At 67.5% G+C, this 24,144-nt stretch carries 11 protein-coding genes and 1 pseudogene; 3 read left to right on the top strand and 9 right to left on the bottom strand.

The window, feature by feature from the left end; translation table 11 throughout:
• Nucleotides 1–339, bottom strand: a 339-nt coding sequence (locus ON20_RS18055; protein ID WP_245547301.1) for a hypothetical protein, incomplete at its 3' end; no start/stop codon positions are given.
• Between the two features lie 498 nt (nucleotides 340–837).
• On the opposite strand from ON20_RS18055, the gene ON20_RS18050 reads away from it, so the two are divergent.
• Together ON20_RS18050 and ybiA are read left to right on the top strand one after the other, a co-directional pair.
• The gene (locus ON20_RS18050) at nucleotides 838–3,456 is read left to right on the top strand and encodes a LuxR C-terminal-related transcriptional regulator (RefSeq protein ID WP_218002544.1); all 2,619 of its coding nucleotides are present in this window, start codon (nucleotides 838–840) and stop codon (nucleotides 3,454–3,456) included.
• Nucleotides 3,457–3,607: 151 nt separating this feature from the next.
• Entirely contained in the window at nucleotides 3,608–4,165 is a 558-nt protein-coding gene (gene ybiA, locus ON20_RS18045) for a riboflavin biosynthesis intermediates N-glycosidase (RefSeq protein ID WP_040837007.1), read from the top strand.
• A 105-nt stretch (nucleotides 4,166–4,270) separates the two neighbouring features.
• Here the strand turns inward: ybiA and ON20_RS18040 are convergent, their stop codons facing one another.
• From ON20_RS18040 to ON20_RS36495, 4 genes are read right to left on the bottom strand one after another with little or no spacing between them, the layout of a single operon-like run.
• Nucleotides 4,271–5,518 (bottom strand): hypothetical protein, encoded by a 1,248-nt coding sequence (locus tag ON20_RS18040; protein WP_218002543.1) that lies wholly within the window; start codon nucleotides 5,516–5,518, stop codon nucleotides 4,271–4,273.
• 12 nt (nucleotides 5,519–5,530) lie between these two features.
• The gene (locus tag ON20_RS18035; protein ID WP_040837005.1) at nucleotides 5,531–5,983 is read right to left on the bottom strand and encodes an SRPBCC family protein; all 453 of its coding nucleotides are present in this window, start codon (nucleotides 5,981–5,983) and stop codon (nucleotides 5,531–5,533) included.
• On the bottom strand, nucleotides 5,980–7,365 hold the full coding sequence (locus tag ON20_RS18030) for a cytochrome P450 (protein WP_040837004.1): 1,386 nt from the start codon (nucleotides 7,363–7,365) through the stop codon (nucleotides 5,980–5,982). The genes ON20_RS18035 and ON20_RS18030 overlap by 4 nt, the downstream gene beginning before the upstream one ends.
• Nucleotides 7,362–7,541 (bottom strand): hypothetical protein, encoded by a 180-nt coding sequence (locus tag ON20_RS36495; protein ID WP_157228881.1) that lies wholly within the window; start codon nucleotides 7,539–7,541, stop codon nucleotides 7,362–7,364. The genes ON20_RS18030 and ON20_RS36495 overlap by 4 nt, the downstream gene beginning before the upstream one ends.
• Before the next feature lie 239 nt (nucleotides 7,542–7,780).
• Between ON20_RS36495 and ON20_RS34545 the strand changes: the two are divergent.
• Nucleotides 7,781–8,065 (top strand): annotated as a pseudogene (locus ON20_RS34545) (RrF2 family transcriptional regulator); the annotation flags it as partial.
• A 27-nt stretch (nucleotides 8,066–8,092) separates the two neighbouring features.
• Here the strand turns inward: ON20_RS34545 and ON20_RS18020 are convergent.
• The 4 genes from ON20_RS18020 to ON20_RS18005 are packed head-to-tail and all read right to left on the bottom strand — an operon-like array spanning nucleotide 8,093 to nucleotide 24,058.
• On the bottom strand, nucleotides 8,093–8,920 hold the full coding sequence (locus tag ON20_RS18020) for an ABC transporter permease (RefSeq protein WP_040837002.1): 828 nt from the start codon (nucleotides 8,918–8,920) through the stop codon (nucleotides 8,093–8,095).
• The gene (locus tag ON20_RS18015) at nucleotides 8,920–9,738 is read right to left on the bottom strand and encodes an ABC-2 transporter permease (RefSeq protein WP_040837000.1); all 819 of its coding nucleotides are present in this window, start codon (nucleotides 9,736–9,738) and stop codon (nucleotides 8,920–8,922) included. The genes ON20_RS18020 and ON20_RS18015 overlap by 1 nt, the downstream gene beginning before the upstream one ends.
• Nucleotides 9,735–10,778 (bottom strand): ATP-binding cassette domain-containing protein, encoded by a 1,044-nt coding sequence (locus ON20_RS18010; protein ID WP_083865016.1) that lies wholly within the window; start codon nucleotides 10,776–10,778, stop codon nucleotides 9,735–9,737. The genes ON20_RS18015 and ON20_RS18010 overlap by 4 nt, the downstream gene beginning before the upstream one ends.
• A complete protein-coding gene (locus ON20_RS18005) occupies nucleotides 10,775–24,058 on the bottom strand; it encodes a non-ribosomal peptide synthetase (RefSeq protein WP_040836998.1) in 13,284 nt (4,427 codons plus the stop codon). Before ON20_RS18005 ends, ON20_RS18010 begins: the two co-directional genes overlap by 4 nt.
• Between the last annotated feature and the right edge of the window lie 86 nt (nucleotides 24,059–24,144).

Genomic DNA, 24,144 nt, shown 5'->3' with positions numbered 1-24,144 from the left:
TTCCTCGATGGAGGCTTTGACCTCCTCGAAGCGGGGTTCGGACAGCGTCAACGACATCGTCGCGGCGAAGTCCTCGATGGGGGAGAGCTCCTCGAGTATCTCCTCCAGTCCACTCGCGAGCGAGTCGCCGCGCGCCGCTGCTCGTTCGCGCCAGGCAGGCGCACCGATCAACCATTCGAACGACTCGGTCTGGACATTCAGCAACCCCGGAACAGCCAGTGGCTCACGGAGTGTGGCGAAAGAGACCCGCTTCGGTGCTCCGGGAACCCCGGTATCTACGGGTATCGCGGCATTGACCTGGGTCTGACTCGAGACTGCCAAGATGCGTCCTTCCAGCACCTCGCGCCGCCCACGCATACGCGCGGCGGTCACGATATCTGCTTGTCCTGTGGCCGGTATTGCGGATTGCGCACCGTGCTGGACACTGACCGAACGCAACTCGACACCAACGGGTGGAAGCGACACGCAGAAAGTGCCCTTCCACAGTCATTTCGTATTTCGAGAGCTGGACAGCACGCGACCCGGCGCGATGTCTGAAATTACACCCAAAATCAACAGATGTCGAGGGCGTGAAAAAATAGACAACCGATTTCTCGGTGTCTTCCCATTTCGATAATGACATCCCGGTCCGCCGCTCGTCAAGTCGATTGGCGGCAATTCGCCGAATCGGTCGCGTTCGGCAGAAAAGCCCGGTCGGCCGACCGATACCGGCCGAGTCACCCCGGGTTTGGGCGTGGTCGGCCGGGCTCGGCCCGCCCCTCCGGATTTCGGGCCGGGCGCCGACAGGTACGGGACCGCCGCCGGCGAAACTCGGAGGTGTGGCTAAGCTGGGGTGGCATGATGACAGGTTCCGGGCGGCGTGGAGATCAGATACCTGCCATGGACGACTTCATCGGACGTGATCCGGAGTTGGACCGGATCGGTGCCCTGCTGACCGGTTCCGCCCGGTTGATCACCTTGATCGGTCCCGGGGGTATCGGAAAGACACGGCTCGCCACGGAGGCCGGTCGTCGATTCGGGAGGGCCACGCACAGACCGGTGTATTGGGCGCGATTGGCCCGACTGGCCAAAGGTGCCGATATGGCCGCCGTCGAGGACGAGGTCACCCGTTCGGTCGTTGCTCCCGATGTCGCGGACCGCTCGTCCTGGGATGCGTTGGTCGATGCGTTGACCAGCACCGATGAGGTTGGACGGGATCTGCAGACGTTGCTGGTGTTGGACAACTGCGAACATGTTCTGGACGCTGTCGGTGAGCTGATCATGGAGTTGACGGAAGCGGTGCCGGGTTTGACCATCTTGGCGACCAGTCGCCACCCCATAAGGTGGGTCGATGAGCATGTCGTCGTGGTTCCGCCGTTGTCGCAGCGCCAGGCCGTCGCCTTGTTCCGGTGGCGCGCCGAACTCACCGGTCATCCGCTAACCGACACCCGCCAGGCCGAGATGGCCGATCTGATCTGTCGACACGCGCACAGCAACCCGCTGTATATTCGCTTGGCGGCCGCCCGGCTACTTCACCGGCCGTTGGCGGCGATCGCTCGGGAATTGAGTGGTGAGGCCACCGACAGGCGGATGGATTGGTCCCATGGGCCACGGGTGGGAGCCGACCCACGCCATCAGGGGATCCGTGATGTCATCGCCTGGTCCTACGATCTGTGTTCGGCCAAAGAACAGCTCTTATTGGACCGGATGTCCGTTTTCGCCGCCGGCTACGACACCAATCCCGAGGATGGCACCGACTCCCTTTCCGATATCGGTGCCGGGTTGGAAGCCATCGAGGTGGTGTGTGCGGACGATGAGGGTGTCCCACCCGACGATGACCGGGGCCTACACCTGACACGACAGGAAATAGAGGGCCTGCTCGAGGGGTTGGTGGACCAGTCGCTGGTGGCGGCTCATATCACCCCGACGATGGTGCGTTATTCCCTACTGGAGAGTATTAGAATTTTCGCCGCGCAACGGCTGGAGGAACGTTCTACCGACCAAGTAGATGAAACGGCGCGGCTCGAGCGCCGCCACCGCCGTTATTACCGGGATAAAGTCGTAAAAGCACAGGTCGAATGGTTCAGCTCGGGTCAAGATATTTGGGGAGCTCGCACGGCTTGGGACAATATCGTGACCGCGATCGAGAAAAGTCTTACTTCCGACGAGCCGCAAGTGGGTTTAGAAATCGCCGCAGGACTGGTCGCCCTGCCGATCATCAAGGGCTCCCCCCGGGAAATGCGTCGATGGATCGAGCGCACACTACAGGGGACCCGTGCCCTGGACGTACAGCCGACCGAACTTCAAATAGCCGCCATGACCACGCTCGGGTGGCTTTCCGTACTGCAGGGTCGGAACGAAGACACCGACCGGATACTCGACGAATGCATGGCCGCCTGCATCGACGATCCGGACGCAGAGCGCGGTTGGCGGCAGCACCCGGAAAGCGATATCGGCCTGTCCGCCGCTGTCGAATTCCTGTGGGGAACGAAACTGCTGATGGCCCACCGCGACCCGAGAGCCATCACCGTGCTGCAACGGGCCCGCGAAAAATTCGGCACCCTCGGTGATCGCGGTGGGGAGGGGAGGAGCGAGCTCTACGAGGCACTGGCCGCCGGTTTCCTCGGCACCGCACGGCAGGCCTTGGAAATCACCCAGCGTCACCTCGATCATGCCACCAGGTCTGAAGCCGGGTTGGCGAAGATATGGGCCCAGTTGGCTCGAGCGGTCGCGTTGACCAAATATGGCGATCCCGCCGAAGCGTTGACCGTCGGTCGCTCGGCACTGGCCTTCCAGGTGGACGCGCGTGATGAGTGGGGTGGGGCGTTCGCGCTACACATTCTGCACCGTGCACGGGCTCAGATCATCAGCAATTCGATCGCCGCCGGGAACGCGAACCCGGCCGAGCTCGAGAAACAGGCGACCGAGACCGCTCGACTCGTCGGAGGTGCTGCGGTGCTGTACGTGGGGCCGGGTATCAATTTCGGTGATCTGGCGCTCATCGCCGCCGAAATGAACAAGACCATAGAGGTCTGCCGCCGAGTGCTGGGGCAGGAGGCGTTCGCGACCGCCTACCGGCAGGGTTCCTTGTTGCGTTCCGAACTCGGCGAGGTGCATGCATTGGCGCTGGGCACACTGTCCATCGAGAAGATGGCGATAGACCACCCCGCCAGGAAGAACGCCCCGTCACGGTGGGAGGAACTCTCGGCCGCCGAACGCGAGGTCGCGATCTTGGCCGCAGCGGGATGGACCAACCCCGCCATCGCGGTCCGTCGAGGTACCTCCTCCCGAACGGTCGACGCACAAATGGCAACGATCTTCCGGAAACTCATGGTCACCTCACGTCAGGACATCGTAAAACTCGTTCCTCCAGAACATCTCGGCCAGGTTCGCGCCGAAGAGACCAAACGCCCACACAGAACCGGCGAGCAATCTCACAAGCCCCGAGGGACCACGTGCCCGGGCCTGATTCGCTGAACAGAGACCGACGACACACTATGCCGTGGCGAAGAGGAAGCGACCGGAGGCATCGGCCGCGCGGCCCGGATCGGAAACCCTCGCCCACAGTCGGCCGGCACCGGCGAGAATCCGAGTGCGGTCGGGGCGACAGCCGGGCAGACTTACCGGGATGCGGGCGCGTAGTGTCACCGAGCTGATCGACGTTCTGGCCAACGGGGAGCGAGTCAAATATCTGCTGTTCTGGGGGCATCGTCCCCGCAGGGACGGGACGATCGGGGCCGGCCGCCTGAGCCAGTGGTGGCCGGCGGAATTCACCGTCGACGGAGTGTCCTTCCGCACGGCGGAGCACTACATGATGTGGCGGAAGGCGATGTTGTTCGGGGATCTGGAGGTCGCCGAACAGGTGCGGGCGGCCGCGCACCCCGGAGAGGCCAAGTCCCTGGGCCGCCGGATCAGCGGATTCGACGAATCGCTCTGGGAGGCACACCGCTACGAAATCGTGGTCGCCGGAAACATCGCCAAATTCGGTCGGCACGAAGAGCTCCGACACTTCCTCGTGCACACCGCCGACCGCGTGCTGGCGGAAGCCAGTCCAGTGGACCGGATCTGGGGTATCGGCCTGACGGCCGAGGATCCACGTGCCGAGGACCCGACTCGGTGGCAGGGGCTGAATCTGCTCGGGTTCGCACTGATGGAAGCGCGCGCTGTATTGCGGGCTGCGCCATAACCTCCCCGGCCGGGGTCACGGGGTGGTCCCGTGCCCCTCGCGCCCATCCACGAGCCCGGCGGGTACATCACGACGGAGCCGGTGGCGGAAGTGCGCTCGGTTCGGTTATGGGGCGTTGCCCGAACCGCACGACAACACCCCGGCCTCGGTGGGACCTTGCCCGTCGACAACGCATCCGCATCGACCTTCCGGGTCGTGGCCGCCGAACAGCACCTCGGCGAGCCGATGCGATCGTGGTCGCACACCGGCAGCTGCCAGCAGGCCCGCGGTGTCGAACGAGTTCCCGGCCTCGTCGTGGAAGACCCGGCCGATATCTCCGTAGTAGAGGTTTTGGAACGGGCCCCTCCCCGCCACCCGGAACTGCTCCATGGCGAACAGGGCCGCCAGAGGAGCGTTGGGCGAAAACTCGCGGGCACGTCGAACCAGCTTGCGTTCGGAGGGGCTGTCCACCATCAGCGTCGCCTGCCCCGGCCGAGGCAGCAGCGTCGCGACATAGGAGAGGATCTGCAGATCGTGTAGGTCGGCGGCGGGTCCGAGCAGACGCCACATCGGCTCGGGCCCCCGCAACATCTCGTGCACAGAGCGCAGGTCTATGGGAGCGGCGGTCACGGTCGACTCCCGTAACAACTCGCCGACACCGCTGAGGGCGAGCGCTACCGGGGCATTGACGCCCAACGCCACCCGGAAGGCGTGGACCAGCAGCCGGTGACGCCGATCGACCAGTTCACACCATGCCGCGGCGGTCTCCGCCGATACCTCCCGTCGCGCCCGAATCGCCGCTATGGTCAGGTAGTACTGCTCACGCGGCACATCGAGCACCACCTGGTGCGCGAGCCCCAGTCGGGTGATGACCCTGCTGAGCCGCAGGACGGTTTCGGCCTCGTACAGCGACAGGCACTCGTCGGCGACAACTCCTGCCAGCGGCGCCCCGGCCTCGAACACGTCTCGATACGGCACCGTGTCACCGTCGGCCGTATACCAGCGTACGGTGCCATAAGGGAGGAGACAGGACCCGGTGACCACTGTGATCGGGCCGGCGAACCGGGACACCGGCGCGGGCTTGCCTGCCAGGAAGAATTCGTCGGTTTCGATCCGAGCGTGGCAGAACGCCGCGTCACCGATCGAGCATGTCCGGTCCAGTACCTGGATCGGTAACCCGAAAAATTCGCCCACCGCACCGACCCGACTCACCTGACGCCTGCCTGCGCGGCTGCCCGCGGGTGGGGGTGTCGGCCACTGCACACGGTCGATCCGACCGTCGGGGACCTGCCGGTCCAACACGCCGAACCGCGTTCCCCCAAAAGTGGTTTCGATATCCGGCGAGGACGGCAGGCCTCGTTGTGAATATGTCACAGCCTCGTACATCTATCCGTTCTCCAGGATGGCTTTCAGCTGCCCGAACATGATGCGATGCGCGTGGAGTCCCTTCCGGTGAACCGTCGCCACCAGCGGGCGGGGAGCCACGATATCGACGTGCTCGTAGACGAGCGAGCCTTCCTTCTCGGGCCTGCACGTGGTGACATGGTGCAGACGGATACCCGGAAAACGGTAGGAATCGGAGACGATGTCTCCCGTCTCGGTGACCGCTATATCCACGCGATAGGCGAAAGAGACCGTCAGGGAACCGAGTTTCATGCGGTCGTGGACCCGGTAGCGATCCGTCCCCGAATCCGCGGACGAGGTGGTCGCGGGCAACCGGTCCACCCTGGTGACCAGCGGATGGATTCGCGTGTATCCGTCGATGTCCACCAGGACTTCCCTGACGGCCGCGGGTTCGGCCGCGATATAGACCGCCAGGTCGAATGCCGCTCGGCTCATTGAGTCTCGCCGACGGGTGTGAGCAGAGTGTGCACGGGTCCCGATGGATAGGTGAGGTGGACGCGGCAGCGACGTTGCGGCAGATCGCCGAGCAGTCGGACCGAGTCGTTGTCGAGGATCTCCTCGCATACACCGGCCACGAGCAGCCGGGAGAACTCCGTCGCGACGCACCCGAACGGCCCGGCACCGAACAGCGCGCGGCGCGGATTGGGCATGTCGCGGAACCGTTCGGGCCGGTAGGAGTCGGGTTCGCTCCATATCGCCGGGTCACGGTTGAGCAGTGACGGCGCCACGCCGACGATCGTCCCGGCCGGAAGGTAGTACCGGATATCCTCGCGTTCGTAGACCAGCGGTTCGTGCAACGCGCGGACGAGAGACGACACCGGATTGAGCCGAATCGTCTCCCACAGACACCAACTCAGGTACGTCGTACGGTCGGTGGAGTTCAGCACGGCATCGCGGACGCGGGGTTCGCTCACGATGTCCACGAGTGTCCACAAACCGTAGCTGCCCGGGTAGGTGACGGCGTTCCACAGGATGTACATCGCCATCCACAGCACATCCTGCTCATGGATTCCCGCCTTCCGAATGGCCTGGAAAAGCGGTGAATCCGGCATATGGCGGTCGGCATCCCGCAGGACGCGCACCAGTCGGCGGGTTCCATGGAACTCCGGCATGAACAGTTTCCAGGGAGTCACCGCGAGTGTCGCGCGCGGAACGTCGATACCGTCGGCGATGGCCCGGAGGGCGGGGGTGATGTCGGCACCGTAGCGATCCCAGAACTCGTCGCCCGTGAAGAAGCGGCCCGATATCTCGTAGATCGCCGGATGCAGTGCGCGAGCGAGGTCGACGGTGCCGGACCAACGGCCCATGTGCGCGTGCATGACGGTTTTGGTCAAGGGCTCCAGGTCGGCGAGCCGCTGCGGGGAGACGAGGCCGGCCATGATCCGTCTGCCGGTGAGCGCCAACTCCTGCAGGGAATCATGGTCGTCGAACCGCCGGGGGAACCAGAAGCCCACGGTGGGGACATTGCCGAACACCGGCCCCATCGCCGCGTGGTCGGCCGGTAGCGAGAGCACCATGTCGTATGCGGACCGATCCAGCAGATAGGTCAGGTCGAACCGGGTCGGAATGCGGATGGTGAACACCGCGCCGTGTGACCGTGCCGCGTCGTGCACCATGTCCACGGGACGGGTCACCACATTGCGCAGCCGGTTCACGACGCCGATAAACGGAATCGCGTCCGCCCCCTCGAGCACCAGTGGCGCGGCCGTGTAACCCGACGGGACCCGGGAGGGTGTGCGGTACGAGCGCCAACCCCATAACGCGGTCGATCCGGCGGCGGCGCACAGGGCCGCGGTTATCAAACGGGTACTGCTCATAGGGGACGCTCTCTGGTCACATGATCGGGTCGGGGGGATCGCCGGGTGCCCATGCGGTACTCACCGATGCGGCCGTCCACCTCCGCGATCGCGGGGCGGGCGGGGTGCATCTCGGGCTGCCGGATCTCGATGTGCCGACGCGCGGGGATCGGTGAGGACAGGGGGACAGGTGACATGCGGGACTTCTACACTGCGTCGGTGGCTCGGAGCACCGAGGGGGACAAGCCTCATTGATAACTTTTCCTCTCTTCGATGTGAAGACCTTTGCGCGCAATGTAGGGAAAACCCTGCGTTTCTCAGTTCGGAGGTGGGTGCGGGCGTTCGCTCACCGCACCGCCCGTGAGCAAAATCCGTCTTAGGTACACCGAATTCATTAGGGTGCTCTCATGCATCTGTCCCGTTCACCGACCTCGGTCTGCGCGTGATGATGCGTCTGGCCGTCAGTGGGGTCGCGGTGGAGCGGGTCACCGTCGAGCCGGTTGCCCGACAGGTGATCGCGTCGGAGCACTACATCGCCAAAGCGGTGACCGAACTGGTCGAGCTGGGGCTGGTGGATTCCCATCGCGGGCGCACCGGTGGGATCTTCCTCACCGAGCGTGGTCGCACGGCCACCGCCGGGCAGGTCGTGCGCGGCCTGGAGGGCCGGTCCGAAGTGGTGGAGTGCGTGGGTGAGCACCCGTGCCCGTTGGCGGCGGCCTGCCGCTCACGTCGAGAGCCGCTCCGCGGGTCAGCGGCGGCTCGCGCGGCGGTAGCCGATGGCGGCCGGAACGGTGAACACGGCGAGGGCCCCGAGCGACCAGAGCAGGGTGAGAGTGAGCGGCCGGGCCAGGGGGCCGTCGTAGGCGAGGGCGCGCATGGCGTCGACCGCCACCGACAGGGGCTGGTTGCCGACCACGGGACGGATCCAGTTCGGGTAGGCGGCGAGGGGGACGAACCCGGTACTGAAGAACATCATCAGCGAGGTCAGGAGGGTGATGCCCTCCACCAATCCGGATTTGGCGGTGTAGACGGCGACGGCGGTGACGAGGGTGGCGAAGGCCAGGCCGAACAGGATCGGGATGCCCAAGAAGGCGAGCGTGGCCGCCACGCCGCGTTCGAACCGGAACCCGAGCAGGAAGCCGACCGTGACGACGGCGAGAGTGCCCACGAGAATCCGGCAGCCCTCGGCGAGGACACGGGCCGCGAGACCGGAGGCGCGGTGCACCGGCAGCACCCAGAACCGGGCGAGCAGGCCCGCCTCGCGTTCCCGGCCGAGCAGCACCCCGCTCGCCACCGCCCCGGCGAGCGCGCCCACGAGGGCGACCATCGGCACCGAACCGAAGAGGGCGTCCTCACCGGTGAACCGGCTGATCTGGTTGCCGACCACGGTGTCCACGATGAGCAGCAGCAGGCACGGGATGATCAGCGCCTCCAGTAGGGTGACCGGGCTGCGGACCCAGCGGTACAGCAGGCGTTGGGTCTGGATCATGGTGTGCAGTACGAACGCAAACCCCGAATGCTCCGAAACGTTTCGAGCCGTGGTCGCCGGCTCGGCCGTAATGGCGGTGGGCGGCATCAGAGCCTCCTCGAGCCGAGACGAAGCGAAATCGGGATATAGACGGCGATCGCCCCCAGCGCCCAGGCCAGCGGTGGAAGCATCAGCGACCACGTGACGTGTCCGGCATAGGGTGGGGCGTCCCCGGCCAGGGCACGCAGCCCGGCGGCGAACTGGGACACCGGCTGGTTGCGGACGAACGGCTGCACCCAGGACGGGAACTGGTGTACCGGGGCCAGCCCCGTCGACAGCATGCCGAAGATCAACGGTGGCAGCACCAGCGCCTCGGAGGTGCCCTCCGGGCTGCGGGACAGGGTGCCGAGCACATCCGCACCCAGGGTGAACCCGGCCCCGATGAGCAGGGCCAGCAGCAGGAATCCGAGGGTGTGCCAGGTATCGAGGTAGAAACGGAAACCGATGACATGCCCGCAGACCAGGGCGGCGCTCAGGGAGATCAGCAGCCGGAAGACATTACCGGACATGCGGGCCGCGGTGGGGACGAGCGGGCCGATCGGCATGGCGCCGAAGCGGCGGTTGATACCGGCGACCGCGTCGGTGGCGGCCCGGAAGGCGGCCGATATCGAGGTGAACGCCGCCGCCTGCAGGACCACCAGCGGCATCATGAACTGCCCGTAACTGCTGAAACCGGTGCCGGAGAAGGTCATGATCGTTTTCAGTGGAATATAGAAACTGGCGGTGAAGGCGGCGGGCGCCAGGACCGAGGTCAACACCTCGCCGGACCGCACCGCGGGGATGATCAGGCGGGCGGTGAGGACCCACCACTGCTGGGCCCGCGCCGGGGCTGCCCGTGTCTGGGCCAACCAGACCGCCGTGGTCATCGCGTCACCGACCGCTGCGCGGGACGCTGCAGCGGAGAAGCGTCGTCGGGTGTGGCGGTGTCGGTCGACGTGTCCGCCGTTTTCGTACCGCTCGCCATACGCCCGGTGAGGTGGAGAAAGACATCGTCGAGCGACGGTCTGCGCAAGGCGATATCGATCAGTTCCACTCCGGCGCTGTCGAGCCGGCGCAGTGCCTCGGCCAGGGTGACAGCGCCATCGGGTGCCGGGATGGTGATCCGATCGGACTCGGGGCCCAGCGCCGTCCGGTATTCGTCCGGAAGCAGCGCACCCAATGCCGCGGCGATGGCGGGCAGGTCCGTGAGAGTCCGCGGGACCATCTCACAGTAGCTGTCGCCGGTACTCGATTTGAGTTCGTCGGCGGTGCCCTGGGCGATCACCAGGCCGTGGTCGATAACGATGACGCGGTCGCTGAGGGCGTCCGCCTCCTCCAGATACTGGGTGGTCAGCAAAGTGGTGATACCGGCCTTCTTGAAACCGCCCACCAGATCCCACACCCCTTGCCGGCTGCGCGGGTCGAGACCTGTCGTGGGCTCGTCGAGAAACACCACATCCGGGCGGACCACGAGCCCGCACGCGATATCGATCCGCCGGCGCATACCGCCCGAATAGGTGCCCACCGGGCGGTGCGCGTCGTGTTCCAGGTCGAATTCGGCGATAAGTTCGTCGGCGCGGACGCGGGCGGCGCGTTTGCGCAGGCCCATCAGCCGGCCGAACATCACCAGATTCGCGTGACCGGTGAGCATATCGTCGAGTGCGGCGTATTGACCGGTGAGCATGATCGACCGACGCACCGCGGCGGGATCGGCGACCACATCGTGTCCGGCGACGATCGCGCGGCCGGCGTCGGGGGCGATAAGGGTGGACAGAATATTCACGACGGTGGTCTTGCCCGCGCCGTTCGGGCCGAGTATACCGAGCACTTCGCCCGGTTCCGCCGTGAAATCCACGCCACGCAGCGCTTGCACGGCGCCGAATGATTTCTCGATTCCGGCGACGATGACACCGTTTTCCGAACTCATACTTCGTCTCCCAGGTATTCGTCGAGGATCCGCGCGATGATCGGCAGGACAGTGGGTGTGGCCAGTTCGTCGTGGGCGACGTCGATCTCGTGATTGTGGATCAGGCCGGTGACGTACCGCCGCCAGCCGTAAGGCGTGAAAATGGGGGAGCTGTTCACAGTTGCGTGGAAATACACGATATCGCCGTCGAACACCGGACGCCGATAGCCGGTCCGGGTGCGTGCGGACGCGTTATAGGATACGGCCATCCGCTCGAGGGCTTCGGCGTCGATCAGCGCCACCCCGCCGAGGTGCTCCCGGATCAGTTCCGTGGTCTCGTGCGCGGTGGCCTCCGGCGGGACGCTGGGGATATCGAATATCGAGCCGAAGGTGTTGACGAACGCCGCCGGGGTGAGCCGTTCGATGCTGTCGCCGTCGATATCGGCGGTATCGGTGTCCAAGAGGGCGACCACGCCCACTTCGGCGCCCGACCGTTCGAGTTCATCGGCGACGGCGTGGGCGATGAGCCCGCCGAACGACCAGCCCAGCAGATGGTAGGGGCCCGTCGGCTGGAGGGTGCGGATCTCCCGCACGTAACATGCGGCAAATTCCCCGATCGAACCCGGTGATTCGTGGCCGCTCAGACCGGGGGCCTGCAGGCCGTAGATCGGGCGGCCGGGACGCAGCGTATTCGCGAGGCCGAGATAAGGCCAGGCCATACCGGAGGACGGGTGAATGCAGAACAACGCGGGCGCGGTGCCGCCGAGGCGGATGGGCAGCACCACGTCCAGACCGAGCCTGCTCGGTGCGGGTTCCGGGCCTGCGCCGAGCGCCGTACGGCCGAGTGTCTCCGCGGTGGCCACCCGGTGCGCCGGCGGCTCGTCCGGGGTGAACGTCCGTGCCGCCGCGGTTTCGGCGAACCCCGCCATGGCCGCGAGGGCGACCGACCACAGGTCGGCCAGGGCGGTGACCTCGTCGCGGTCGAGCAAGGTCGCGGGATAGCCGAAACCCGCCCGCAGTCGGTCACCGATGACCACCGCGTTCACGTCGACAGCGGTGTGCAGCGGTACGTCGGGGGATTCGTCGGCGCGCAGATCGCCGAGTTCGTCGGTCGGCACCCAGCCGAGCCCCGCCAGACCGGCGGGGATATCGCCGGTTGAGAAACGGCCGAGATAGTTGAAGCCGACCCGTCCGGGCAGGCGGCCCGGCAGCCATATGGCGGCATCCGGGTTCAGATAGCGCAGCAGGCCGAAACCGATGCCCTTGTCGGGTACCGCGCGCAGTTGCCGACGCACCGTGCACAGGGCCTCGCCCAGTGCCGGGCCGCCCGCGAGCGCTTCGTCGATATCGATCCCGGTGAGATCGAACCGCGCCGGGTAGAGGCTGGTGAACCAGCCGATAGTGCGCGACAGGTCGGCGCCGGGAACCACGTTCTCCTGGCGGCCGTGTCCTTCGAGCCGGATCAGCGCGCCGGGTTCGGGGGCCTCTATCGGCCCCGTCGCGGGGGTACGCCAGCGTATGAGGGCCAAGGACAGGGCAGTGAGCAGGATATCGTCCACTGTGCCTCCGGTGAGCTCGGGCAGCGTGGTGAGCAGCGTCTTGGTGGTCTCGCCGGGTATTTCGCGTTCGACTGTGCGCAGGGTGTCGGTGCGGTCCACGGCCGGCTCGAGTTCGCGGGAGCCGACCAGCGGGTCGGGACCGTCAACGATATCGCGCCAGTAGGCAAGTTCGGCGACCCGGCGTTCGCTGTGTGCCTCCTCGACGAGGGCATGCGCCCAGCGCCGCATCGACGTGCCGGTCTCGGCGAGGACGGGCTCGGTGCCGGCCGATACCTGAGCCCAAGCGGCGATCAGGTCCGGGATCAGGATACGCCAGGAGACACCGTCGATCACCAGATGGTGCGCGACCACGATGAGCAGGCCCGGCCGGTGCCGGGCACCCGCATCGCCGACCGGGTCGAGCCAGACGAACTGCTCGACGATGCCCTGGGCCGGATCGAGCCGGTTCATGGCGGTGTCCAGTTCACCGGCCGCGTATTCGCGCAATTCGATGCTGTCGGCGGCCGTGAACTCGACACGGTGCACCAGTGACGCCACATCGACCGAACCGGGTTCGCGCACCGACACCCGCGGCTCGTCGTCGACGATCAGCCGGGCGCGGAGCATATCGTGCCGGTCGACGACGGCCGACAGGGTCGTGACGAGCCGATCGAACTCGATACCGATCGGCAGTTCCAGGACGGCGGTCTGGGCGAAACGGTTGTAGTCGCCGCCGCGGTCGAGCATGTAGCGCCCGATCGGGGGGAGCGGGAATTCGCCGATACCGCCGCCGGGCAGTTCGTCGAGGGTCGGCGCGGGGCCGGTGTTATCGGCCGCGGCGGCGAGGGCGGCCACCGTGCGGTGTTCGAAAACCTGCAGCGGCGTGCAGTGGATGCCCCGCTGCCGGGCTCGCGACACCAGTTGGATGGCCAGGATACTGTCGCCGCCGAGCGCGAAGAACGAATCCTCGGCACCTACCCGGTCGACGCCGAGGAGTTCGCCCACGAGGGCGGCCAGCGCCTGCTCGGTCGGTGTCGCCGGAGCCCGGTATTCCGCGCGGTCGGTGCGGAATACCGGTGGGGGAAGGGCGTCACGGTCGAGCTTTCCGACGGTGTTGCGGGGGAGCTCGTCGAGGACCGTGAACGCGGACGGCACCATATTATCGGGCAGGATTTCCGCGGCGGCGGACCGGATCCGGGCGATATCGAGTTCCGCGCCGGGGACGCGCACCAGATAGGCGGCCAGGGCCATCGCCCCGGTGGGGCCGGGAACACCCAGGGTCACCGCGGTCTCCACACCTTCGAGACGACCGAGCACCGCGTCGATCTCGCCGAGTTCTATGCGTCGGCCCCGGACCTTCACCTGGAAATCGGTGCGCCCCAGGTAGTCCAGGTGGAAACCGCGGGCGCCGCGCGTCCACCGAACCCGATCCCCCGTGCGGTACATCCGTTCGCCCGCCGCGCCGAACGGATTCGCGAGGAAACGGTCGGCGGTGAGGTCGACTCGCGCGTGATAGCCGCGGGCCAGGGATGGGCCCGCGAGATACAGTTCACCGGGCACCCCGACGGGCACCGGATGTAGCCGGTCGTCGAGTACCAGCACGGACGTGCCTCGGATCGGGGTACCGATGGATACCGGTTCGCCGGCCACCAGCGGCGCGGAAGCCGTTGCCCAGATGGTGGATTCGGTCGGTCCGTACAGGTTGACCACCGTACGGTCGATAGCCCACCGCGCGACCGGTTCGGTGCTCACCGCCTCCCCGACCACCGCCAATACCCGGACACCGCTCACCTCGGCCGGGTCCAGGGTGGATAGCGCCGACGGGGTGATGACCATATGGGTTACCCGCTCGGCGCGGACCAGGTCGGCGAGCGGGTAACCGCCGCACATCTCCGGCGGCGCTACCACGGCAGCGGCGCCGGAGCCGAACGCCATGATCTCCTCGAAGACCGAGGCATCGAAACTCGGTGAGGCCACGTGCAATACCCGGGAATATTCGTCCAGGCGGAGCAGCTCGCGCTGCGCCACGGTCAGATCCGCGATACCGCGATGGCTTACCGAAACACCCTTGGGGGTTCCGGTCGACCCGGAGGTGTAGACGAGCCACGCCGGGTGGTCGGGATGGGGCGGGGTGGGCGGTTCGTCGCCGTACCCGGGCGAATCCTCGGCGCCGAACCGGTATTCGGCTGCCTCGCGGGCGTCGAGCACGATCCACTGTGTGCTGTCCGGCAGCAGCGGGCGGTAGGCGGAGAGGGTGAGGCCAACCGCGGCGCCGGAGTCGGTGAGCATATGGTCGACCCGTTCCACCGGGTGTTTCGGGTCGACCGTCAGGAAGGCCGCCCCGATCTTCGCCGCAGCCCAGATCCCGGTGAGCAGTTCGGCCGAACGGGGCAGCCCGAGCGCCACCACCGATTCCGGGCCGATACCCGCCCGACACAGCCGGCGGGCCAGCGCTCCCGCGCGGGTATCGAGTTCACGGTAGGTCGTCGTATCCCCGTCGACGACCAGTGCCGGGCGGTCCGGATACCGGGCGGCGGCGCCGGCGAACACCTGGGTGAGCGTTGTCGGCGTGACGCTTTGGGGACCGCGCGCCGGGGTGAGCGTGGCGCGTTCGAGATCGTCGAGGATATCGATATCGGCGAGCCGCACCCGCGGGTTCGCGCAGACGGCGTCGAGTACGCGACGCCACCGGGCGACCAGTGACAGCGCCGTGGCCTCGTCGAAGAGATCGGTGGCGTAGGTGAGCACGCCGTCCAGTCCGGCCGGTTCGGTGCCGACAATATGTTCGCGCAGGTCCAGCATCAGATCGAACGGTGAGGAACTTCGGTCGAAATCCGCGATATCGATGCGCAGCCCCGGCAGTTCGAACTCTGGTTCGATGAATTTCTGCAGACTCAGCGATACCTGGAACACCGGGTGATGGGCCGTCGACCTATTCGGGTCGAGCACCTGCACCAGCCGTTCGAACGGGATATCGGCATGGGAGAGCGCGTCCAGGTCCGTCGACCGCACGGCGGCGGCGAACTCGGCGAACTCGGCGTCGAGATCCACCCGGGTGCGCAAGGCCAGCGTATTGACGAACATGCCGACGAGCGTGTCCAGCGCCCGGTCCCCACGTCCGGCGACCGCGGTGCCGATCACCACGTCGCCGGTGCCGCTCAACCGGGCCAGCAGGGCCGCCAGCGCCGCGTGCGCGACCATGAACAGGCTGATACCGTGCGCTGCCGCGAATTCCACCAGAGCGCGATGCCGGTCGGCCTCCAGCGTGAAACCGATATCGGCGCTGCGCAAGGACTGCACCGCCGGGCGCGGACGGTCGGTGGGCAGTTCCAGGAGTTCCGGTGCGTCGGCGAGGGCGTCGGTCCAGAACCGGAGTTGCCGTGCCGCGAGGGAGTTCGGGTCGGACTCCTCGCCGAGGACTTCACGGTGCCAGAGTGCGAAATCGGCGTACTGCACGGTGAGCGGGACACGGGTGGTGCCGACGCCGGATACGCGTTCGGAGTACGCGGCCACCAGATCGGCGGCCAGCGGCACCATGGACGCCCCGTCGGCACTGATGTGGTGCACCACCAGGACGACGACGTGCACTGGGACGCCATCGGTCGCCGGGGCCTCCGCCCCCGTCGTCCCGTGGGTGGAAGTGCCGAGACGGAATACGCCGACGCGGAGCGGAGGCTCGGCGGTGATATCGAAACCGGCGCCCGCCAGGGCATCGACCCATGCGCGCAGCGGGGCGCCGTCGGCGGTGTCGACCACGGTGACGCGCGGTGCGGCGGTTTCGGTGTCGATCACCACCTGGTGCGGGCCCTCCGCATCCGCGGGGTAGACGGTCCGCAGGGTTTCGTGCCGGCCCACCACATCGGAGAGAGCCGAGCGCAGAGCGGCCATATCGAGCTCGCCGGTGAGCCGGAGCGGGACCACGATGTTGTAGGCGGTGGTGGTCGGGTCCATCCGGTTGAGCACCCACATACGCTGCTGGGCGGGGGAGAGCGGAACCCGGTCCGGGCGGACCCGAGGAGCGAGCGCGACGTGGCCGGTACCGCCGTCACCGACGGACCGGACCCGCGATGACAGCCGTGCGACCGTGGGTGCGTCGAACAGATCGCGCAGGGTGACCATGGAGCCCAGGGCCGCATTCACCCGGGCGATCACCTGGGTGGCGCTCAGGGAGTTGCCGCCGAGTTCGAAGAACGACTCCTCGGCGCTCACCCGCTCGATGCCGAGCACTTCGGCGAATACGGCGGCGACGGTTTCCTCCACCGGAGTGCGCGGTGCGAGATAGGGCCGGCGGGTGTCGGTGAAATCCGGTACCGGGAGGGCGGCGCGGTCCAGTTTGCCGACAGGGGTGAGCGGAATGGAATCCAGGACAACGATATGGCTCGGCACCATATATCCTGGCAGTTCGGCGGCGACCCGCTCGCGCAGCCGGTCGGCATCCACAGCCGCACCGTCGATCGGCAGCACATAGGACACCAGCACGGTTTCCCCGGTCGGCCCGGCCCGGCCGACGGACACCGCGTACTCGACCTGTGCGTCCTGCGACAGCACCGCGTCGATCTCGCCGAGTTCGATACGCAGGCCGCGGATCTTGACCTGGAAATCGCTGCGTCCCAGGTACTCCAGTTCGAGCGTATCGTCGCGGCCGACGGTCCAGCGTGCCATATCGCCGGTGCGGTACATCCGCTCACCGGGTGTGCCGTACGGGTCGGCGACGAAACGTCCCGCCGTCAGGGCATAACGGTTGAAATAGCCGCGCGCGAGGGCGGCCCCGGCCAGATACAGCTCACCGACCATCCCTACCGGCACCGGACGCAGCCAGCTGTCGAGCACCATGGCGTCGGCGCCGCGGACGGGTCCGCCGATGGTGATCGGCTCGCCCGCGGCGAGTTCGGCCGGACCGGTCGCCCAGATACCGAATTCGGTGGGGCCGTACAGGTTCACCATGCGCCGGCCCCGTGCCCATTGTTCGACCAGTTCCGGAGATACCGCCTCGCCCACGACCGACAGCACCCGCAGCCGATCCAGTCCATCAGGGTTCATGGTGGTCAGCGCCGACGGTGTGATCACCGCATGCGTCACCTGTTCGGCGCGTAGCAGCCGTTCCAGGTCGGCGCCGCCGTAGACGTCCGGCGGCGCGACCACCAGCCGCCCGCCCACGCCGTGCGCGGTGAGCAGTTCGAACACCGAGGCGTCGAATCCCGGTGAGGCCACCTGCAGTATCCGTGCGGTCGGGTCCAGGTCCAGGGTTTCCTGTTGCCACCGCACGAGATTCGCCACACCGCGGTGACCGATCAGTACGGCCTTGGGTTTACCGGTGGAACCGGAGGTGTAGATCAGGTACGCGGCCTGATCGAGTGCGATCGGCCCGCCGCGTTCGGAGTCGGTGAGCGGTGCGTCGGACACGGCCATCATCCGGCGGATGGTGTCGAAATCGTCGAGCAGCAACCAGTCGACGGTGCCGGGTAGGGTTTCGCCGATCGCGGTGACGGTGACACCGAGGGGTGCCTTCGAATCGGCGAGGATATGCTCGATCCGCTCCACCGGGTGTTTCGGGTCCAGCGGAATGAGCGCCGCCCCTGTTTTGGCCAACGCCCATACCGCGACCACCGACTCCGGCGACCGGGGCAGCGCCACCACCACGAACACCGTGCGGTTGATCCCGCGTCGCAGCAGCAGCCGGGCGAAACGGTTGGACCGGGCATCGAGCTCGGTGTAGCTCATGGTGAACCCGTCGGATGTGACCGCGATGGCGTCACCACCCAGCCGAGCGCCGTCGGCGAGGATATCGGGCAGGGTGCGTGGCGGCCCCGAGGGCGCACCGCGCACCGGTAGCAGCGCGGTGCGTTCGGTGTCGTCGCAGGACTGCACCCGGGCCACCGGGCTGTCCGGGTTCTCGGCGAACTGGGTCAGCATCCGCACGAAACGGTCCAGCAGGGTTCGGGCGGCGTTGTCGTCCAGGTGGTCGACCAGGTATTTCACCGTGATTCGCAGGGTGTCGCGGCCCTCGCGGCCCCGCAGCGGTATCACCATGAGGCTCAGCGGATACGGTGTGGCGTCGGTGCAGTCGATGTCGAACACCCGCATCCCCGCGATATCGAGCGCGTCCGACAGGGCGGTACGGTCGATCGGGTACGACTCGACGACGGTCAGGGTGTCGAACAGTTCCGCGAGGCCGACGGCCTGGTGGATCGCGGCCAGCCCGATGTGCTGGTGATCCAGTAGACGTGCCTGTTCGCTCTGTACCCGCGCCAACAGGTCGCGCACCCGCTCCCACGGGTCCAGTCGTACGCGCACCGGCAGGGTGTTGATGAATAGGCCGATCATCTCCTCGACTCCCGCCAGTTGCGGTGGGCGGCCGGATACCGTCGAACCGAACACCACGTCGGTGCGGCCGGTCAGTACGGACAACACCATGGCCCAGCCCGCCTGAACCAAGGTGTTGACGGTGGCGCCGGCCTCGCGGGCTGCGGATTCCAGCCGGGCGACGGTGGCGTGCGGCAGGTCGGTGGAAACCGTTCCGGTGCCGGTGCCCTCGACCCCGGCCGGGGTGGGTAGGGCGCGGGTCGGGGTGTCGACACCGGCCAGCGATTCGGTCCACACCGCCAGGGACTCAGCGGTGTCGATGGTGCTGTGCCAGGCCAGGAAGTCCCGGTAGGAGCGCGCCGGCGGCAGCACGGATGTATCGACGGTGTCGTGCGCGGTGGCGTACAGCGTCAGCAGTTCGCGGACCAGCAGCGGTGCCGACCAGCCGTCCAGGACGAGGTGATGGTTGGTGAGGATGAGGGTGTAGATCTGCGGTTCGGTGCGGACGAGGGTGCAGCGCAGCAGCGGGGGACGGGTGAGTCCGAAACGGGTGCGCGCGTCGGCGGCAATGATCCGGTCGAGCTCCCGCCGGCGCAGCGTGGGATCGGTGATATCGGTGAGATCCATGTCCTGCCAGGCGATCTCGGCGGCGGCGAGGACGAGTTGCCGGGGGCCGTCCGCGGTTTCGACGAAGGCGACACGCAGATTGTCGTACCGGTCGACCACCGCCTGGGCGGCCCCGCGCAGGCGGGTCGGGTCGACGGTACCCGCGAGGGTGAGCCGCGACTGCACCGTATAGCCGTCGGCGGTATCCGGGTCGTACATTGCGTGGAACAGCAGGCCGTGCTGCAGCGGCGACAGCGGCCACACGTCCACGAGATTCGGGTACTCGCGTTCCCAGGTGTCGATCTGCTGCCGGGTCACCGGGACCAGCGGGAAATCCGACGGGGTATACCCGCCCGCGTCCGGGGTGCGCGCATGCTCGGTGAGTGCGCGCACCGCGTCGGCCCATAGCCCGGCCAGTGCGTCGATATCGGCGGCGTCGAGAAGTCGGGAGGCGTAGGCCCAGGTGACCTCCAGGCCCGCGTCGGTGAGCACGGCATCGACATCGACGACGGCTGCCAGTGGCGCCCGGTCGTCCTGGGTGGTCTCGAAGCGGCGCGGCAGCCACGGCCCGACGGAATGGTTGCCGGCGCTCGCCCGGCCTCGGTAGTCGAAACTCAGCTGGGGGGTGGGCGCGTCCGCGAGCGCTTCGGCGGTCTCGGCGCACAGGTAGCGGAGCATGCCGTAGCCGATGCCCTTGTCCGGCAGCGACCGCAACTGCTCCTTGACGGTTTCGACGGCCTCGCTCGCCGCGGCACCACCGGAGAACGCGGCGGTCGTATCGATACCGGTGAGATCGATGGCCACGGGATACACGCCGGCGAACCGGCCCACGGTGTGCGCGATATCGGCGCCCGGTACCACGGTGTCGGTGCGGCCGTGCCCTTCCAGGGTGAACAGCATCCGGTCACGGCCGCGCCACTGTGCCACGGCCAGGGCCAGCGCGGCGAGCAGGACATCGTCGGCGCCGCAGTGGAAACGGTCGGGCATCGTGGTGAGCGCGGTATCGGCGAGATCCGGTGCGAGAACGGTGCGCCGCCGTGCCATGGTGGCCACCGTGTCGACCGTCGGGTCCAGGCCGGCCGAACCGTACGGCCGGTCGGGTGTCGCCAGGACGCGCTGCCAGACCGGCAGTTCACCGATTCGCTCGCGCGCATGCTCGACCTGGCCTTTCGCCCAGCGCCGGAACGAGGTGCCGATAGGTGCGAGGACCCCGGTATCGGGGGCGCTCACCGCGGTCGCCAGATCGGGCAGCAGGATTCTCCAGGAAACACCGTCGGTAACCAGGCGGTGCAGTACCAGCCAGCACAGCGGATCGGCGTCGGCTCGTTCGATCAGTACGAACCGCGCCACGATACCGGCCTCCGGATCGAGCAGATCGGCGGCGCGCCGCACCTCGCGCTCGCAGGTCGACTCGATATCCGGACCCCCGGGCACCACCTCCACCAGCGCGTCGGCCTCGACCGAACCCGGTTCGGCGACAAACCATTTCCAGTCGTATCCGGTGCGTCGCAGCGACGAGCGCAGCAGATCGTGGTGATCCAGCAGGCGCCGCACCCCCGCGACGAGGTGCGTCCGGTCCGTTCGCGGGGGTAGCCCGACCAGCACGGCCTGAGCGAACCGTCGCCAGGTATCTCCCCGGTCGAGCATGGCCCGCACGACCGGGGTGAGCTCGATCTCGCCGATCCCGCCGCCGGGCAGCTCCCGCACCTCGGGCGTGGCGGCCTCACCCGTCACCTCGGCCAGCGCGGCCACGGTTTTGCGTTCGAATACATCCCGCGCACCGAACACCAATCCGGCCGCCTTCGCCCGGGACACCAGCTGGATCGAGGCAATACTGTCGCCGCCGAGCGCGAAGAAACTCTCGTCGACGCCCACCGATTCCAGTCCGAGCACCTCGGTGAACAACATGGCCAGGGTTTTCTCGCGTGGAGTCGAAGGCGCCCGGCCCGCCGGCTCCCGGGCGCCGAAATCCGGTGCCGGCAGCGCCGTACGGTCCACCTTCCCGAGCGGGGTGAGCGGAATCCGGTCCAACACCATGACCGCCGCGGGCACCATAAAGGCGGGCAGCGCCGCGCCGGCCGCGGCACGCAACCCCTCCGGCACGATATCGGCTCCCGGTGCGGGCAGGACATACGACACCAGCGCGGTGGCACCCGACGTGGCCGGGGTGCCGACCGTGATCGAGAAGTCCACGTCGGGATGCCGTTGCAGGACCGCGTCGATCTCCCCGAGCTCGATCCGGAAACCGCGCACCTTCACCTGAAAATCGCCACGGCCCAGGTATTCCAGTTCCAACCGGCCGGCGCGGCGGCGCCACCGCACCAGATCTCCGGTCCGATACATCCGGGCACCGAGGCGATAGGGATCGGCGACGAAACGCTCGGCGGTGAGCCCGGGGCGGCGGTGGTAGCCGCGGGCCGTCCCGGGGCCGCCGAGATACAGTTCGCCGGTCGTGCCCACCGGCACCGGCCGCAGCCACGGGTCGAGCACTACCGCTGTCGCGCCGCGCACCGGAGAGCCGATGGAGACCTCCTCGTCGGGGGCGAGTGGCTCGGTGATGGTGGCCGTCACCGAGGTCTCGGTCGGTCCGTAGGCGTTGATCAGCCTGCGACCGGCCCATATGTCGAGTAGTTTCGGGGCGAAGGCGTCGCTCCCGACGATCACCGTGCGCAGCTGCGGCACCCTCTCCGGAGCCAGCGATTCCGCGACCGCCGGCGTGACATCCAGATGGGTGACCCGATGCGCGCGCAACACCCGCGCCAACTCCTCGCCCGCATACGCCGCCGGGGGAACGACCACCACAGTGGCGCCGATGGACAGCGCGAGCAGCAGCTCCTCGACCGAGACGTCGAAACTCGGCGACGCCGTGTGCGCCACCACCGCCTCCGCGTCGACATCCGCGCCGGCCACGATACTCGCGGTCAGGTTCGCCAACCCGCGATGCGATACCGACACGCCCTTGGGCAGGCCGGTCGAACCCGAGGTGTAGATGACATACGCCGGATGGTCCGGTCGCAGAGTGGACCGGCGCTCGGTACCGGTGATCGCGGACGCGTCCCGTTTGGCCACGGCCCGTTCGGTGTCGGGATCGTCCAAGATCAGCGGGTGCACCGTATCCGGTAACACGGTCCGGGTCGCCTCGACGACCACCCCCGCGATCACACCGCTGTCGCAGACCATGTGCTCGATGCGATCGGCCGGATAGTTCGGGTCGATCGGCACGAACGCCGCCCCGGTCTTGATCACCGCGATCGCCGCCGACACCGATTCGATCGACCGGGGAATCGAAATCGCGATACTCTGCTCCGGTCCCGCGCCCGCGGCGATCAGCGTCCGGGCCAGCCTGTTCGTGTACTCGTCGACCCGGCGGTAGCTCAGCGTGGTCGACCCGCTCACAAGCGCCGGCGCGTCCGGGTCGCGCGCGGCGCCCGCCGCGAGTATCTCCGGCAGCGTTCGGATCTCGTCCGCGGCGGGACCGGAAATCGGCACCAGCTCCGCCCACTCGTCCTCGGACAACACCGATACCGTCGACAGCGGCGCGTGTGGGCCCGCTTCCAGGAACCGGTGCAGAAAGCGCAGAAACCGGTGATGCTGCGCCGCCAATTCCTCATCGCTGTACAGGTCCGGATTGCCCTGAAAATCGATATGGGTGGTGTTCGCGCCCACCCCCGGATACAGGTTGACGAACAGGTCATCGATCGGCCCGGAGGTCAATACGTGCAGCCGTCCGGTGACGGAACCGAACTGGACCCGGGTGTCCACCATCATCAGGTTCACCGACGGCCCGAACGATGCCCTCTCGTCCATCGGCAGCCCGAGATCGCGGATGATGTCCTCCTGCCGATAACGCTGCCGCCGCAGCGCGCCGGTCAGCTCGCCCTGTGCGGCGCGGATCAGCTCGCCCACGGTGGTGGTCGGCGATAGGCGCAGCCGCAGCGGAACCACATTGGCGACCATTCCGCCGGAGCGGCGCAGGCTCGCGGTGGTGCGCGCCGACACCGGAAGACTCAACGACACCTCGGGTGCGCCGGTCATCGCGGACAGGTACGCACCGAATGCCGCCACCATCGTCGGTGCGATACCGGAGGACACCGCGGCCGCGACCGAGTCGAGCAGCGCGGCCGTCTCGTCGGACAGCGCACCCGACACCCGGTTCGGATGTGCGTTCACCTCGGTGGTGCGACCGGCCAGGCTCACCGGATCGGCCATACCCCGCAGATGCTCACGCCAGTACTCGCGGTCGGAGGTGAAGCGTCGCGAGCCGCGATAGGCGATATCCGACTCGACGATCTTCGACAGCTCGTCGGCCCTGGTGTCCGGAGGTTCCCGGCCTTCCAGCGCCGCGTTGTAGAGCTCGCCCGTACGCTGCACCAGCACAAGAGCGCCCATCCCGTCCAGCACGAGGTGATGGATCCGCGAATACAAGAACCAGCGCTCGGCACCGACCCGCAGCATCACCACGCACACCAGGCGATCGGTGAGCGGGTCCAGCGGTGCGGTGTACTCGGCGCGCATCCAGGACTGGGCGGCCGCCTCCGGATCGGGCTCGCCGCGCAGGTCGATGACGCGCCGCCTGTCCTCCAGGGTGAGGTCGACGAACTGGAACGGGTGCCCGTCCACCTCCATGAGCCGCAGATATCCGGTGCCGAATTCGCGACCGGCGCGGCGGAAGGCCTCTTCGAGCAGATTCATATCGACCGGACCGCTCAGTTCGACGTACTGGGCGATGGAAATGGGAGTATCGCCCGCGATGTGCTGGGCGAACCAGATCCCGCGCTGGGCCGCCGAGAGTCCGAACGCACCGTTGGGGAGGAGGACAGCGGTATAGGTCGACGGAGAAGAAGGCTGTGCCATGAAGTGTCCTACCTTCCGATCGGGCCGGTGCTCTCTGAAGGAGGCTGCGGTACCGCAGCGCGCGGAGCACGGCGGTACCGGTGAAT

The sequence above is a fragment of the Nocardia brevicatena NBRC 12119 genome, assembly GCF_000308495.1.
GTDB classification, from domain to species: Bacteria; Actinomycetota; Actinomycetes; order Mycobacteriales; family Mycobacteriaceae; genus Nocardia; species Nocardia brevicatena.
The sequence above is the reverse complement of the archived record's forward strand: the minus strand, read 5'-3'. Positions and strand labels throughout refer to the sequence as shown.